General features: G+C 36.5%; 17 protein-coding genes. 4 read left to right on the top strand and 13 right to left on the bottom strand.

Annotated features, from left to right (window positions below):
• Nucleotides 1–5 precede the first annotated feature (5 nt).
• Entirely contained in the window at nucleotides 6–1568 is a 1563-nt protein-coding gene (locus tag CKV78_RS00715; protein WP_005765278.1) for a cytochrome ubiquinol oxidase subunit I, read from the bottom strand.
• 453 nt (nucleotides 1569–2021) lie between these two features.
• Here CKV78_RS00715 and CKV78_RS00710 point away from each other — a divergent pair, with 453 nt between their 5' ends.
• Nucleotides 2022–2345 (top strand): DUF5339 domain-containing protein, encoded by a 324-nt coding sequence (locus CKV78_RS00710; protein ID WP_005765276.1) that lies wholly within the window; start codon nucleotides 2022–2024, stop codon nucleotides 2343–2345.
• A gap of 60 nt (nucleotides 2346–2405) precedes the next feature.
• On the opposite strand, the gene ruvB is transcribed toward CKV78_RS00710, so the two are convergent.
• From ruvB to aspS, 8 genes are all read right to left on the bottom strand, one after another.
• Nucleotides 2406–3416 (bottom strand): Holliday junction branch migration DNA helicase RuvB, encoded by a 1011-nt coding sequence (gene ruvB / locus CKV78_RS00705; RefSeq protein WP_005765274.1) that lies wholly within the window; start codon nucleotides 3414–3416, stop codon nucleotides 2406–2408.
• 14 nt (nucleotides 3417–3430) lie between these two features.
• On the bottom strand, nucleotides 3431–4045 hold the full coding sequence (ruvA, locus tag CKV78_RS00700; protein WP_005765272.1) for a Holliday junction branch migration protein RuvA: 615 nt from the start codon (nucleotides 4043–4045) through the stop codon (nucleotides 3431–3433).
• Nucleotides 4046–4108: 63 nt separating this feature from the next.
• Nucleotides 4109–4681 (bottom strand): crossover junction endodeoxyribonuclease RuvC, encoded by a 573-nt coding sequence (gene ruvC / locus CKV78_RS00695; RefSeq protein WP_005765269.1) that lies wholly within the window; start codon nucleotides 4679–4681, stop codon nucleotides 4109–4111.
• Nucleotides 4682–4752: 71 nt separating this feature from the next.
• Nucleotides 4753–5187: a hypothetical protein gene (locus tag CKV78_RS00690; RefSeq protein ID WP_005765267.1), complete on the bottom strand. Its 435-nt coding sequence runs from the start codon at nucleotides 5185–5187 to the stop codon at nucleotides 4753–4755.
• Nucleotides 5188–5275: 88 nt separating this feature from the next.
• A complete protein-coding gene (locus CKV78_RS00685; protein ID WP_005765266.1) occupies nucleotides 5276–6016 on the bottom strand; it encodes a YebC/PmpR family DNA-binding transcriptional regulator in 741 nt (246 codons plus the stop codon).
• A gap of 62 nt (nucleotides 6017–6078) precedes the next feature.
• Nucleotides 6079–6531, bottom strand: a complete 453-nt coding sequence (gene nudB / locus CKV78_RS00680) for a dihydroneopterin triphosphate diphosphatase (protein ID WP_005765264.1) — start codon at nucleotides 6529–6531, stop codon at nucleotides 6079–6081.
• Between the two features lie 233 nt (nucleotides 6532–6764).
• Nucleotides 6765–7184, bottom strand: coding sequence for a hypothetical protein (locus CKV78_RS00675; protein WP_005765262.1), 420 nt, complete (start codon nucleotides 7182–7184; stop codon nucleotides 6765–6767).
• A 54-nt stretch (nucleotides 7185–7238) separates the two neighbouring features.
• Nucleotides 7239–9011 carry an aspartate--tRNA ligase gene (gene aspS / locus CKV78_RS00670; protein ID WP_032855679.1) on the bottom strand — a complete coding sequence of 591 codons (1773 nt, stop codon included), beginning with the start codon at nucleotides 9009–9011 and terminating at the stop codon, nucleotides 7239–7241.
• 213 nt (nucleotides 9012–9224) lie between these two features.
• On the opposite strand from aspS, the gene CKV78_RS00665 reads away from it, so the two are divergent.
• The gene (locus CKV78_RS00665; RefSeq protein ID WP_005765258.1) at nucleotides 9225–9743 is read left to right on the top strand and encodes an isoprenylcysteine carboxyl methyltransferase family protein; all 519 of its coding nucleotides are present in this window, start codon (nucleotides 9225–9227) and stop codon (nucleotides 9741–9743) included.
• 65 nt (nucleotides 9744–9808) lie between these two features.
• Nucleotides 9809–10534 (top strand): carboxy-S-adenosyl-L-methionine synthase CmoA, encoded by a 726-nt coding sequence (gene cmoA, locus CKV78_RS00660; RefSeq protein ID WP_032855678.1) that lies wholly within the window; start codon nucleotides 9809–9811, stop codon nucleotides 10532–10534.
• A gap of 84 nt (nucleotides 10535–10618) precedes the next feature.
• Here cmoA and CKV78_RS00655 read toward each other — a convergent pair whose 3' ends face one another.
• The 4 genes from CKV78_RS00655 to CKV78_RS00640 form a co-directional block, all read right to left on the bottom strand.
• Complete coding sequence (locus CKV78_RS00655) at nucleotides 10619–11698, bottom strand: endonuclease/exonuclease/phosphatase family protein (protein ID WP_005765254.1); 1080 nt, start codon at nucleotides 11696–11698, stop codon at nucleotides 10619–10621.
• A 177-nt stretch (nucleotides 11699–11875) separates the two neighbouring features.
• On the bottom strand, nucleotides 11876–12550 hold the full coding sequence (locus CKV78_RS00650) for a 3-keto-L-gulonate-6-phosphate decarboxylase UlaD (protein ID WP_005765252.1): 675 nt from the start codon (nucleotides 12548–12550) through the stop codon (nucleotides 11876–11878).
• Nucleotides 12551–12573: 23 nt separating this feature from the next.
• Complete coding sequence (locus CKV78_RS00645) at nucleotides 12574–13041, bottom strand: PTS sugar transporter subunit IIA (RefSeq protein WP_005765250.1); 468 nt, start codon at nucleotides 13039–13041, stop codon at nucleotides 12574–12576.
• A 58-nt stretch (nucleotides 13042–13099) separates the two neighbouring features.
• Complete coding sequence (locus CKV78_RS00640; RefSeq protein ID WP_005765248.1) at nucleotides 13100–14893, bottom strand: PTS ascorbate-specific subunit IIBC; 1794 nt, start codon at nucleotides 14891–14893, stop codon at nucleotides 13100–13102.
• A gap of 377 nt (nucleotides 14894–15270) precedes the next feature.
• Here CKV78_RS00640 and ulaG point away from each other — a divergent pair, with 377 nt between their 5' ends.
• A complete protein-coding gene (gene ulaG, locus CKV78_RS00635; RefSeq protein WP_005765246.1) occupies nucleotides 15271–16362 on the top strand; it encodes an L-ascorbate 6-phosphate lactonase in 1092 nt (363 codons plus the stop codon).
• Nucleotides 16363–16373: the final 11 nt, after the last annotated feature.

Raw genomic sequence — 16373 nt, 5'->3', positions numbered from 1 at the left:
CCTGCTTATTTAGACGATTGTTCAAAATAATAGCGACCAGTTTTTAATGAACTAGGACCTAATCTACCGTATTTGAACATTAAGTACATTTCAACAACAAGGAATAATGTATAAAGTGCACAAATTAAACCAATAGAGAACCAGAGATCACCTGTCGTTAACGCTGAGTTCGCAACACCAACTGGCAACACTTCATAAATTGCCCAAGGTTGACGACCATATTCTGCAAGAAACCAACCACTCTCAATTGCAATCCAAGGTAATGGAATTCCCCATAAAAGTGCTTTTAAGAACCAAGTTTTTGTTCCTACTGTCTTACGTACGTTTTGGATAAATGCGAATGCGATTAGCAATACTAATAAACCACCCGCAGCCATCATCACACGGAAAGACCAGAATGTTGGACCAACATTTGGAATTGTATCGGCAGCAGCTTGTTTAATTTGATCTTCAGTTGCATCAACAACTTTGTCAGTATAACGTTTTAATAATAAGCCAAAGCCAAGATCTTTAGATACTGCACTAAACTGTGCTTTTGTTTCTTCGCTCACTTGACCTGCTTTTTTCTGAGCTTGTAATTGTTGTAACAAGTCATAAGCTTGAATACCATTACGTACACGCTCTGTGTTTAACGCTTCTAAATCAGTAAGACCTGCAAATTGTTTATCAAGAGAACGAGTTACAATGATACCCGCAGCATAAGGAATTTGAATTGAAAAATCATTACGTTTTTCTGCTTGATTTGGAATTACAATTGCGTTCCAAGATGCTGGCGCTTCTTGAGTATGCCATTCACCTTCCATTGCAGCTAACTTAACAGGTTGAGCTTGACCGATTTCGTAACCTGACTCATCACCCATAATAATTACTGAAATAATAGAAATTAGGCCAAATGTTGAAGCAACAGAGAAGGAACGTTTTGCAAAGCCTAAATCACGACCTTTCAATATATAGTATGCACTAATTCCTAATACAAACATTGCACCACTCACGTAACCAGCAGACAAGGTATGTAAGAACTTGCTTTGCGCAACTGGGTTTAACCATAAATCCATAAAGCTGGTCATTTCCATACGCATTGTTTCAAAGTTAAATTCTGAAGCTACTGGTGATTGCATCCAACCATTCGCAACTAGGATCCACATTGCAGATAAATTTGAACCAAATGCAACACAATATGTAGCTAATAAGTGCTTACCTTTTGATAATCTATCCCATCCAAATAAGAATAAACCAACAAAAGTCGACTCTAAGAAGAAAGCCAATAATGCTTCTATAGCGAGAGGGGCACCAAAAATGTCACCCACATAATGTGAATAATATGACCAGTTAGTACCAAACTGGAATTCCATAGTAATACCAGTGGTTACACCTAGAGCGAAGTTAATACCAAATAACTTACCCCAAAATTTTGTCATATCTTTATAAACTTCTTTGCCTGTGGCTACATAGAGCGTTTCCATAATCACGAGGATAAACGATAATCCAAGTGTTAATGGCACAAACAAAAAGTGATATAACGCAGTTAATGCAAACTGCAATCGAGAGAGTTCAACAACGTCCAACATCTCAACTCCTTGTAAATGCTACAAGTCCTCACAATATGATTACAAAGTAATCACCCCAATACTTAAAGAAACTCCCTAAGCTGACCCCTTGAATTACCTTCACAATCATCACGATAAGGCAAAATAAAATCTCTTTCACAATAGATAGTGCGTTATGATATAGGTAACTCAGATTCGGTATCTATTCTACTACTAAAAATAAGGATTAAAAATATAAAAAAGTGTCACATCGATCACATTTTTATACTTAAATCAAAATTAGCAAAAACCAAGTAGAACTTCATTAATTGATACAGGTCAAATTATAAATTGTATTAACATTTAAGCAACGTTTAGTGCGATAAAAATCACAGTCTGCATAAAAAAAATACAAATAACTAGACATTATTTACATATTTTGTTAATTTTCTTACTGTTTGTAGCAGTATTACAAAATTCATCAGAGGAAGAAGAATGAGAAAAAGATTTACCCATATATTAACCGCACTTTTTACGGTTTTAGCAGTAGGAATATCCTCTGCTTATGCGGCAGAAAAAACAGAACAAATTACGAAGAAAAACACACTTTCAGTGCCGCAACAATGTGAGAAACTTTTTAAAGAAACTGAAAATTTAATTGCTGAAGCAGAAAAGCAGCCTGGCACTCATACTCAGGTAAGTAAAATTAAGAGTAAACTCAACCAAAGCAAACAACAAATTCTTGAAATGGAATTAGCAACACAAATCAAAAGTTGTGATCTTGGCTTGGCAAAACTCAATAACTTAAAACATCAGTAACCCGAATTTAAAAAGCTTATTAAATTAAAATTAATAAGCTTTTTATTTTATGATGTCATTTTAATCTTCAGTTAACTTTTGAACACCAAAATGGCGATAAGTTCTCGAAGTTGCCATTCTCCCCCTTGGTGTCCTTTGTAAAAAACCTTGCTGGATTAAATAAGGCTCTAGCACATCTTCAATTGTATCTCGTTCCTCACCTATGGCGGCAGCTAAATTATCTAATCCAACTGGTCCTCCATCAAAGCGCTCAATCACAGCACTCAATAACTTTCTGTCTAAATAATCAAAGCCAGCATCATCAACATCTAACATCATCAATGCAGCTTTTGCGATATCTTCTGAAATCACACCACCGTTACGCACATCTGCAAAATCTCTTACCCGACGCAACAAACGGTTAGCAATTCGTGGTGTACCTCTTGAACGTCTTGCAATTTCATAAGAGGCATTATCCGCAATGATTAAATTCAAGCAATTTGCACTTCTTGTAACAATAGAAGTCAAATCATCTACTGAATAAAATTCCAAACGTTGTACAATGCCAAAACGATCTCTTAAAGGTGAAGTTAATGAGCCAGCTCTTGTAGTCGCACCAATCAAAGTAAAAGGAGGAAGATCTAATTTGATAGAACGTGCAGCTGGGCCTTCACCAATCATAATATCTAGCTGATAATCTTCCATTGCAGGATATAGAACTTCTTCTATTGCTGGAGAAAGACGATGGATTTCATCAATAAATAGAACATCATGAGGCTCTAAATTGGTCAACATTGCTGCTAAATCGCCTGCTTTTTCAAGAACTGGACCCGATGTTGTGCGAATATTCACGCCCATTTCATTTGCCACGATATTGGCTAATGTAGTTTTACCTAAACCTGGTGGTCCAAAAATTAGCAAATGATCAAGCGCATCTTGACGTAGTTTCGCTGCTTGGATAAAAATGTCCATTTGCTCACAAACTTGGGGCTGCCCAACATAATCACTTAATAACTTGGGACGAATGGCGCGATCAATCACTTCATCATCAAGTTTTACTGTTGCACTAATAATACGATCAGCTTCTATCATTTTTTTCTTCTACATTATAATGCAGCCTTCAACGCTTCACGAATAAGCTGTTCACTGGATAAATCAGGTTTAGTAATACGCTTAACCATTTTTTCTGCTTCTACCGGTTTATAACCTAATGCAACAAGCGCAGAAACAGCTTCATCATTCGGTGCATCGCTACTTTGCATACTAACTTTAACATCAGGTAAGTGTTTGCTCTCAATAAAGAAATCTCCTTGAGTTACATCTTTAAATTTACCTTTTAACTCAACAAGCAAACGTTCTGCAGTTTTTTTACCTACACCTGGAATTTTGACTAACTTTGAGAGTTCTTCACGTTCAATCGCATAAACAAATTCATTTACTGACATTGCAGATAAAATCGCTAATGCTAATTTAGGACCAACTCCGTTAGTTTTGATCAATTCACGGAATAAAGTGCGGTCAGTTTTTTGTGAGAATCCAAAAAGTAGATGTGCATCTTCACGTACAACAAGGTGAGTAAATAGTGAAGTTTTTTGACCAATTTCAGGGAGGTTATAAAAGCTAGTCATCGGTAATAATAATTCATAACCAACACCTTGCACATCTAACAAAATTTCTGGTGGCTGCTTTTCGACTAAACGTCCTGTTAAATGACCAATCATAATCCCCTCATTGCGCAAAAAAATATGCTCTATAGCATAAAATAAAACTGGATGAATATCCAGTTAAATTTTTAAGCGGAAACGACCACGGCTATATCTTGTTTTTAAAAGTGCAGTCATTTTTTCCCGAGTTTCAGAAGGTTGAGATGCGTTTGCCACATGGAAAGAATGCTGAATTGAATGGGCGTGAGTAATTGCAATAGCCAAAGCATCGGCGGCATCTGCTTGTGGTTTTTCAGATAGTTTTAAAATCCGCGTCACCATATCTTGCACTTGTATTTTATCTGCAGAACCAATCCCTACAACAGTTTGTTTCACTAATCTTGCCGCATATTCAAATACGGGTAAATTCTGATTAACCGCTGCTACGATAGCAGCCCCTCGTGCTTGGCCAAGTTTTAACGCAGAATTAGCATTTTTGGCGAGGAAAACCTCTTCAATAGCGAACATTTCAGGCTGGAATTGTAAGATGATTTCACTTACACCAGAATAAATACGTTTTAAACGTGTCGGCAAATCCTCCACTGAGGTGCGAATCACTCCGCTTCCGAGATATTCTAATTGTCTTCCTGTTTGACGAATCACTCCATATCCAGTCACTCGTGAGCCGGGATCTATACCAAGAATTATTGCCATCCTCTTCCCCAAAAATAAATGGACTTACATTTTACTGTAAATCCATCCTTTTAATTTCTATTTTATATACATTATTTTGCAATCAGGCAGTTTCTAGCTAAGATTCTATTATTATCAGTAAACATTACTGGTACGGTTGAGCTTACTGTATCCGCAGCAAAACTATTATCTAGTCCTCCTAACGCCCACACTTTTTTGCCCTCTACAAAACGAACACCATCTTTATAGGTGCTATCAAATTTCATTTCTTCACCAACTACTTGGCGATTAATTGTTACCGTTGCACTATCTGCTTTACCATTTACAAATGCATAAGTTGCAGAAACCACTTGGTTTCTCTTACCTTGCACATCACAGAAATAAGCAGCTGTTTCGAAAGTTGGTTGTGTAGAAACCATATCCGCAGCTTTTTTACCTACTGATGCAATATCAGAAGACAGATTTTGAGAACAAGCAGCTAATGTACCGACCGCAACTAGACCTACAAAAAGTTTAGTAAATTTCATAAATTCTCCTAAAATACATGATAGATTACACAATGTGTGCAATCTTTTGACAACATACTATTAAATAAGTTTCTACTTAATAGAAAATTTACAACATTGCAGCTACTTCATCACTAATTTCACCGTTATGATATACATTTTGTACATCATCACAGTCTTCTAACATATCAATCAGTCTGAGTAATTTCGGTGCAGTTTCTGCATCTAATTCCACTGTTGTAGATGGAATCATTGTCACTTCCGCATTATCAACTTTTATGCCTGCCGCTTCAATTCCATCACGAACTGAACCTAAATCTTCCCAAGCAGTGTAAACCTCAAAACTGCCATCTTCTTGAGCTTGAACATCATCTGCACCAGATTCAATTGCAGCTTCCATAATTATATCTTCATCACCAGATGAAATTAAAATTAAACCTTTTTTACTAAATAAATACCCCACAGAACCTTCTGTGCCTAGGTTACCGCCACATTTTGTAAAACTTGGACGAACTTGCGAGATCGTACGGTTTGCATTATCACTTAAACATTCAACCATTACCGCTGTGCCACCCGGACCATAACCTTCGTACACTTTCGTTTCCATATTAGTATCATCACCGCCACCAACACCACGATCGATTGCACGATTAATAGTGTCACGTGTCATATTACTTGATAATGCTTTATCTACTGCTGCACGTAAACGTGGGTTTGCACTCACATCACCGCCACCTAATTTTGCAGCTGTCACTAACTCACGAATTAATTTTGTGAAAATTTTACCTCTCTGCGCATCTTGTGCAGCTTTACGGTGTTTAATATTAGCCCACTTACTATGACCTGCCATTCTCAATTTCCTCTTTGATTAATAAAAGTGCGCTCTTTTCCATTTAATTTCCAACACACTTATTATTTTTCTATACAACTCAATAAATATTTTTCAATTAATGCGCGATTATTCCACGATTTTGTGAGCAAAGCCGCCTCATCTGGGCTTAGCCATTTAAACGCTAAATGTTCCGCTAATGTTGGCACTCTCTCATCTGGTAGTGCCAATAGAAACCAATGTTCAATACAATGTGTCACATTAGGTGCGTATTTATAGCGGAAATGAGAAAAAATTTCAAATTCTATCCATTCATTACAATCAAAAACAACTAGGTTTTCTTTGATTATATCAATACCTATTTCCTCTTTGATCTCACGATATGCAGCTTGTATTGGAGTTTCATTCGGCTCTAAAGAACCTGTAACAGATTGCCAAAAATCAGGATCATCTCGACGTTGTAACATTAATACACGCCCAGAGTTTTGGGCATAAATCACAATAAGCACAGAAAAAGGGTTCTTATACGTTTGCATTATGAGCTTTTATGGTAATAAAATTGAGATAAGACAGACCGCACTTTAATACAATAAGTGTTTCAATGTATAAAAAGAAATAAAAAATAGCAAGTGCACATTTCAGAAAGAATGAGATGAAAATTTCAAAATGGGGAGGCTTGGGGCTGCAATGCATCAGCCTTAAAAACTGAATCAGCCCAATAATAAAGTTATTTTGTAAGTTTGAGATATTAATCCACTGCCAAAATCAATTAGTTAAATTTATTAAATCTACTTTCGATGTCATCTTTTTTCCGTTTTTGGCTTTCTTGTGCAAAAAACAGCTCACTCTCCGCCCTAAACAAGCTCCAAATACTAATCAGGAAAATAACTCCTCCAGCAATTAAAGTCACTTTATCTACATTAAGTAACATTGTTCCACCAAAAACAAGTATCACTAAAATAAGATAAAGCAATCGTCCTGCATTATTGCCTAGAAAAATTAATATTGCGGAAGTAATAATTAAAAAAAGTAATGCGAAGATAATGAAATAATTAAATAATAGATAAAAGCTAGAAAAAACATCACTGAGTTTAAATACCGACAACTCTTGAATAATACCAATAATGCCCTGAATAAAGAGCGTTATTAATATACATGGCAAGATGTACATATCATACGGTCTTCTCATTAAATATTATCCTTCCAGATTATATAAAAATGTGGGGCACTGCCCACATTTCTATTATTCTTTCAACTCTTTTATTACCGAAATCGCTAATTCATTTAATGCCTGTGGATTAGCATAACTAGGTGCATCAGTCATTAAACAAGCAGCAGCGGTTGTTTTCGGGAATGCAATAACATCACGGATGTTATCTGTACCAGTTAACAACATTGTTAAACGGTCTAAACCAAATGCAAGACCTGCGTGTGGTGGTGTACCAAATTTTAATGCATCTAATAAGAAACCAAATTTTTCACGCTGTTCTTCTTCGTTAATACCTAAAATGCTAAATACTGCCTGTTGCATTTTTGGTTCAAAAATACGAACTGAACCACCACCAACTTCATAGCCATTGATAACCATATCGTAAGCATTTGCAACTGCACTTGTTGGATCTGCTTCTAATTGCTCTGGGCTGAAATCACGTGGTGAAGTAAATGGATGGTGCATTGCTGCAAGTCCAGCTTCATCATCACGCTCAAACATTGGGAAATCAATTACCCAAAGTGGTTGCCATTCATCTAACTTCGTTAAACCTAAATCACGACCTAACTTCAGACGTAATGCTCCCATTGCATCGGTCGTCACTTTATAAGTATCCGCCCCAAAAAATAAAATGTCGCCATTTTGTGCTTGCACACGTTCTAATAGAGCTTTTAGTACGTTTTCAGATAGGAATTTAGCAATTGGACTTTGAATTCCTTCCATGCCCGCTGCCAAATCATTCACTTTTAACCACGCCAAGCCTTTTGCTCCATAAATACTAACAAATTGAGTATATTCATCAATTTGTTTACGTGTAATATCAGTGCCATTTGGTACACGAATCACAGCAATACGCCCATTTGGATCATTTGCTGGGCCATTGAATACTTTAAATTCCACTTCTTTTAATAAATCAGCAACATCAACCATTTCTAATGGATTACGTAAGTCTGGTTTATCTGAACCAAAGCGACGCATTGCGTCTGCAAATGTCATGACGGGGAATTTACCTAAATCTACACCAGCAATATCTAACCAAAGCCCACGAACCATTTTCTCCATAATTTCACGCACTTCGGAGGCTGTTAAGAAAGACGTTTCCACATCGATTTGAGTAAATTCTGGTTGGCGGTCTGCTCGTAAATCTTCATCACGGAAACATTTCACGATTTGATAATAACGATCGAAACCTGACATCATCAACAATTGCTTAAACAATTGTGGTGATTGAGGTAGTGCATAAAACTTCCCTTTATGTACACGACTTGGTACTAAATAGTCACGCGCACCTTCTGGGGTTGCTTTCGTCAACATTGGAGTTTCAATGTCTAAGAAACCATTATCATCCATAAAACGGCGCACAAAACTAGTAATTTTTGCGCGTGTTTTTAAACGTTGAGCCATTTCTGGACGACGTAAATCTAAATAGCGGTATTTTAAACGCTGTTCTTCAGTATTGTTTTGATTAAAATCTAATGGAAGCGACTCAGCAGTATTATAGATTGAAAGTGATTTGGCTAATACTTCAATCTCACCCGTTGCCATATTCTTATTAATTTGATTTTCTGGACGAGCAATCACTTCACCTTGAATTTGAATACAAAACTCATTGCGTAAACCTGCCGCTGCATTCAATGCTTCTTGATATTTAGGATCGAAATAAACCTGTACAATTCCTTCACGATCACGCATATCAATAAATATCAAACCACCTAAGTCACGGCGACGATGTACCCAACCACTTAATTTTACTTCTTGTCCTATATTATGGCTGTTTAATGCTCCGCAATAATGTGTCCGCATCATATGAAATTCCTTTCTTTTATACATACAAAATACATTTAATTATAGCTGAAAATCTGATTAGAGAGAAAGATTATTTCTACACAAAAAATAAACAAAAGAGGTTAAAATTAAACGCAACTGGAGTAAATCAGATTGATTTTAATGCGTTTTATAGGACAATTTGCTATATTAGGTCGATTTTTTATAAAACTTTAACAAGTAAAGGATGACAAAATGTTATTTATCAATCTCACTTTTGCGTTAATTCTCGCTATTCGTTTTTATACACTCTCGATTTCAATCCGAAATGAGAAACAATTAATCAAAAATGGGGCAATTCAGTATGGACATAAAAATTCAGCTTTATTATCCATTGCTCACGTTGCTTTTTATATCGCTGCAATTACAGAAGCGAACTTGTTAAAAACTCCGTTTGATGTAGTCTCACAAATTGGTTTGACCATTCTAATTTTTGCCATTTTTATGTTGTTTTATGTAATTTACGAGCTAAAAGAAATTTGGACAGTCAAAATCTATATTTTGCCTGAACATAAGATCAATCGTTCCTTTCTCTTTAAATATGTGAGACACCCAAACTATTTCCTCAACATTATTCCTGAGCTCATCGGTTTAAGTTTATTTTGCCAAGCAAAATATACAGCAATGATTGGTTTACCAATCTATTTCGTCATTCTTGCAATTCGTATCAAACAAGAAGAACAAGCAATGGCACATTTATTGAAAAGTGTCTAATTTATTTGTGATAACACAAAACTTCTTCTAAAATGACCGCACTTTTAAACATAGATGACAACATAATGGCAAAAGATACTCTTTTTTCTGCCCCAATTGCAAAATTGGGGGATTTTACTTTTGATGAAAGCGTTGCTGAGGTTTTTCCTGATATGATTCAACGCTCTATTCCAGGTTATTCTAATATTATTACAGCAATTGGTATGCTTGCTTCTCGCTTTGTAACGGAAAACAGCAATGTGTATGACTTGGGTTGCTCACGAGGAGCGGCAACACTTTCAGCTCGTCGTAATATAGATAAATCTGGTGTTAAAATCATTGGTATAGATAATTCGCAGCCAATGGTGGAACGTTGCCGCCAACACATCAATGCGTACCAAAGCATAGTCCCCGTAGAAATTCTTTGTGATGATATTCGCCAAGTGGAAATACAAAATGCGTCAATGGTGATTTTAAATTTCACACTACAATTTTTACCACCAGAAGATCGTAAAACATTACTTGAAAAAATTTATCACGGATTAAACCCAAATGGTGTTTTAGTTTTATCGGAAAAACTCCATTTTGAAGATGAACGTGTAGATGAGCTATTAATTGACTTACACCACGAATTCAAACGTGCTAATGGTTACAGCGAGCTTGAAGTTAGCCAAAAACGCACTGCCCTTGAAAATGTAATGCGTACAGACAGCATTACAACACACAAATCAAGGTTAGCGAATGTGGGATTTAAGCAAGTAGAACTATGGTTTCAATGTTTTAATTTTGGTTCAATGATCGCTGTTAAATAACCATTAATATAGGGAAGAACTGTGGTATTTTTCCCTATTTTTATTAGAGGACACTAAATTTAAAGATAGAGATCTTATTACTACTCAGTATTTCTCCTCAACTACTTTCTTCTCTGGTTCTGCCTCATCAATTTTTTCTTGAGCTAATTCATGATCCGCCTTATTCACCTCAGGTTCAGGTTGTGCTACTTCAACACAAGGATGGAATTGAAAACAACCGTATACCGGGAAGTGATCAGAACCAATATCAGATAGTACTCGGATATCACGCATCATAAAATCATTACTATGATAAATGTGATCTAGTGGCCAACGTAAAAAAGGATATTTGGCATGGAAGGTACTATATAAGCCACGCCCCACACGGGGATCAAGCAAACCGCTAGTTTTCTGGAATAAACGTGAGGTCGATGACCAAGCCACATCATTTAAATCACCAAACACCAATACAGACTGGTTATTTTCACTGATTTCTTGTCCGACTAATAATAGCTCTGCATCACGTTGTGTCGAAGTTGAACTCTCTGTTGGTGTTGGTGGCATTGGATGTAAACAATACAAATGAATCCATTCTCCTGAAGGTAAGCAGGTCTCCGTATAGATAGAAGGAATATCCTCTTGCACCCAATGTCTAACCTCCGTATTGCGCAATGGTAAACGGCTATACAAATGCATTCCATACAAATTATCTAGTGGTATTTTAACTGTATAAGCATACTGTTCCTCTAATGAGGAAAGCTTCTCTTCCCACCACAAATCCGTTTCTAATGTTAGCACAACATCAGGTTGCCATTTTTCAATCAGCATTAATAACTTGTCAACTTGGCGATTAGGCGTGAGCACATTCGTAGTCAAGACCGAAATACTACGCTCATCTTTTTCACCATAATATTGCAATACTTGTGGACGTGCTAACTTTGTGTAAGCCAAAATTTCCCAGATCTGGTAGCTGACACAAATAACGTTCAAAATTTGTATGATGATAAACAACCACATAGGCTCTGGTTGTACAAGCCAACCAATAAGCAGAAACAGTAGGTTCAGCACAGCAATCTGTAAACGTGGGAAATCAAAGATCCTTACCGTCCAATGATTAAATGGTAAAAAAGGCAAGAATGTAGCAATAATCGGAATGCTTAAAAAGCAAAGAAGTAACCAGTCCATTATGTCCGTAAGTGTCAATAAATTGTTAAAAGTTGAACAATAGTAGCACTATTTAGCAAAGTAGGAAAAGTTTAAGTAAAGAAAAAGTGCGGTTAAAATTTTTAAAAATCCTACCGCACTTTTATGTCAAGAGTAAAAAATCTAATACTCAATAAGTTCCAATAATCAAAAAGCTAATTACCAATATTTTGCAATCTCTGCTCGAATCGCGTCCGCAGTGGCTTTGCCCTTTTCACCTACTAATGCACGACCAGCAATAAAGGCTTTTGCATTACGGATATCTTTGAATAAATGAATATCTTCAGGAATAATACCACCTGTAATAGAAATTTCTAAACCAAGTTCCTCTAAACGTTTCATTTTTTCAATGTCATCTTCTGTCCAACCTTTACCTGCTAACTCTGCATCACGAGAGCGGTGATAAATCGCTTGTTTTACACCTAAATCAACCCATTCTTTTGCATCTTCAAAGGTCCAGTTACCATAGATTTCAATTTGAATTTCTTTTTTAACTTTCGCATCTAGGTTTACTTGGTTAAATTCATCTGCAACTTTTTTACAAGCAGCTTTTGTTGCAGGATGTGCAGCAGCTGATACAGTGAGCCAATCTGCGCCCGCTTCAAATGCCATTTTTGCTAGAATTGCACCACCATCAGTGGTTTTTAAATCACACACAATAATATGATTAGGATGCAATGCACGTAATGTACTCACTGCCTTCATCCCTTCTGCACAAGCAAGAATGGTGCCAACTTCAATAATCTCTACCGCACTTTCTGCTTGTTTGGCATCAGCAACAGCTTTTTCAAGAGAGAGAGAATCTAACGCAATCTGAAGTAATGGTTTTGACATAATGATTTCCTTTTTATCTAAAATTAACCTAATACTGCATCAATTACAGCATATACATCTTCTGCAGTTTGGCAACGACGAATTTTATCTAAATCGACACCAGTATCACTGTCAGGATCATCTAACACTTGCGTAATTTCCATTAAGCCTTGCATATGCTGATCTGAATCACTACCTGCAAGCGTCAACAACACATCCACAGGATCATCCTCACCATCAAAATAAACTGGAGTATCTAATGTAACTAGTGCAAATGCAGTGCGCTTTACTCCATCTTCTGGGCGAGCATGTGGCATTGCTAACCCTGGTGCAAGAATAATATAAGGTCCCATTTCTTTAATACATTTGATAATAGTATCGTGATAACGAGGTTCTACTGCGCCTGATGCAATTAACATATCTGTACCAATTTTAATCGCCTCTTCCCAGTTAGTTGCAGATTGGTGAAGCTTAATTGAATTATTTTCAATAAGAGACTGTTTTAAATTCATAAAATATCCTTCTATCTATTGGATTGCAAAGCTCCTAGTCACAACTAGGAGCTATTTTTTAATGGGTTTCTTGATGTTTCTTAATTAAAGCGATCAACTCATCACCAAATGAATTTGGATTTAGCATATTTTGCACGCCTAATACAGATTTGCCTTCACCCACTTCAATTTCGTCTGCAAGGTGACGAGATGAAACGATAATATCAACTTCGTTTAATTTCCCTTTATAGTCCGTCACTGCGCAAGAATCCATAATATTTGCTACACCACGTTTATCTAAATAGCCTTTAATTTTCATTTTCATCATCATTGATGAGCCTTGACCACTACCACATACAGCTAGGATACGAATTGGTTTAACACCACTATTGTTCACAACACTTTCTGTTTCAGTTTGTTGTGCTGTTTCTGTAACAGCCTCTTCAACACCATAGCCGTCCATTTGCTCGAGAGTTTTACCTGCAGCTGCAGCGGCCGCTTCTTCTGCTCGTAATTTTTTCGATGCAAATGCCATATAAACTAAAGCAAGAGCAAGTAATACAAAGAAGAATCCAGGTATGCTCACAATACCTTGCAATACAGGAGGGAAAAATAATGCCCAGTCAGCCATTCCCATCCAACCATTAAATACTGTACCTTGCGAAGCTAATAATTGAATTACCCAAGCAGAACCTAATACCTCAACGATCCCCATAATGAAACAGATTTTCATCACGGCTTTCCAACCACCAAATTGGTTAGCAAACACACCGATTGTTGCATTAGAGAAGAACATTGGGATAAAGCCAGGAATAATAAGAATTGGTGAACTAAAGCCAAGTAAGATACCTACTGCGACGAATTGTCCGATAGCACCCCACATAAAACCAAATACCATTGCATTTGGTGAAAATGCGTAAATCGCAGCACAGTCAATCGCTAGTACAGAATTTGGAATCACACGTTCAGAAATACCTTTGAATGCTTCTGAAAGTTCTGCGACGAACATACGTACACCGGTTACGATAATTTGGATAGCTACTGCAAATTTTAATCCCATTTCAAGGATGTACATAAACCAATGGGTTTTACCTGCCATTGTTTGTAAATTATCTAAACCAAATGACAACAAGATAATGCCAAAGAATACTGTCATTACAAGTGCAGTTGCAGAAATACTGTCATGGAAAATATGTAACCATTTTGGTAATTTCATATTATCCACAGAGTCATCTTTATCGCCTAATTTTGGCGCTAATTTCACTGCAATCCAAGAGGCAATTTGTTGTTGATGACCAATTGAGAAACCAGCTCCACCTGTAACTGCTTGGGTTGGTTTATACATAATGTTAGATGAAATACCCCAATAAAGTGCCATTAATACCGCAGTATAAATAACAGTTTCCCACATTGAAGCGCCGATGATCATATAGAACACCGCAACTAAACCTGCTTGTTGGAACATAATGTGCCCTGTGAGCATAATTGTTCTAATACCTGTCACTCTGCGTAAAACAACTAATAGTATATTTAAGAACAATGCAAGAATAACTGCGTAACCGACCCATGCATAGTTATCCGCCATTGTCTGAATTGTTGCTTGCATACTGGTATATGGATCAATAACTGCACCAGTCAAATTGTGGAATTTTGATAAGCCTTCAATAACAGGTTTAAAGTTTGTAACAAGGAAGCCTGAGCCAGCTTGTACAATCATAAAACCAACAATAGTTTTAATCGTACCTTTAATCACAGTAGTTGTATCTTTTCTTAAAAGAATATAGCCGATACAAGCAACAATACCGAGTAAGAAAGGTGCTTTAGAAAGCACTTGGTTATTGAAACCTAAAAATAGGTTATAGAGTATTTCCATATGGGTACCTCTGAATTTCTCATGTGTCTGTCAAAAACGTTTTGGTAATAAAATAGCTTCACGGAAGTTATAAATGGGAATCTATCGGGGAGATATCATAACAGCAAAAAAAGATTAAAAAAGATTATATTTGATTATATGTGAGCAATCTCACACTTTTATTTTTATAGAAAAAAATCTTGTTAAAATGCTACCAAAAAGATCAAAAAAACAATAACTCATTGAAATAAAAGAAATAAAAAACAAATATCGTATAAATTTTATTAAAAACAAGATCTAGATCACAAAATCAAATTTAATCATTTGAGTTATCTTTCTTGATTATATATGATTATATGTGATTATATTATTAGTTAGTTATTTTATAGGAGCCCAAAATGAGCAAAATTAGCGAAATCACCCGTGAGAGTTGGATCCTTTCTACTTTTCCTGAGTGGGGAACTTGGTTAAACGAAGAAATTGAAAATGAAGTTGTACCTGAAGGTAACTTTGCAATGTGGTGGTTGGGATGTGTAGGTGTGTGGATTAAAACCCCAGCAGGTGCCAATATCTGTATGGATTTATGGTGTGGTCGTGGTAAAGCCACTAAGAAAGTAAAAGATATGGTGCGAGGTCACCAAATGGCCAATATGGCAGGTGTACGTAAATTACAACCAAACTTACGTGCTCAACCTATGGTATTAGATCCATTTGCAATCAATGAAGTAGACTTTATTTTAGCATCGCATTATCACAGCGACCATATTGATGTAAATGTTGCTGCTGCAATCGTAAATAACCCAAAACTCGATCACGTGAAATTTGTTGGTCCGTGGCATTGTGCTGAGTTATGGAAAAAATGGGGTGTTCCAGAAGAGCGTATCATTATTGTAAAACCAGGCGATGTAGTGAAATTAAAAGACGTTGAAATTCATGCACTTGACTCTTTTGACCGTACTTGTTTAGTAACTTTACCTGTTGAAGGTGCTGAAGAACGTGGTGGTGAACTATTAGGTCTCTGTCCATCTGATGAAGAAATGGGACGCAAAGCTGTAAACTATGTATTCAAAACTCCGGGCGGTAATATTTACCATGGTGCAGATTCACACTACTCTATTCAATTTGCTAAACACGGTAAAGAATTTGATATTGATGTAGCATTAAATAACTACGGTGAAAACCCAGTAGGTATTGCAGATAAAATGACCTCAGTTGATTTACTCCGTATGGCAGAATGCTTACGTTGTAAAGTAATTATTCCTGTTCACCACGATATCTGGACTAATTTTATGGCAAGCACAGATGAGATTTTACATCTCTGGCGTATGCGTAAAGATCGCTTGCAATATAAATTTCATCCATTTATTTGGGAAGTGGGTGGCAAGTATGTTTATCCACAAGATAAAGATCTTATCGAGTACCACCACCCACGTGGCTTCGATGACTGCTTTGAATACGAACCGAATATTCAGTTTAAGTCAATGCTTTAAGCTATCTTTAG

This window comes from Pasteurella dagmatis (genome assembly GCF_900186835.1).
GTDB lineage: Bacteria > Pseudomonadota > Gammaproteobacteria > Enterobacterales > Pasteurellaceae > Pasteurella > Pasteurella dagmatis.
Note: the sequence above shows the minus strand (reverse complement) of the source record. Positions and strands in the feature narration are given on the sequence as shown.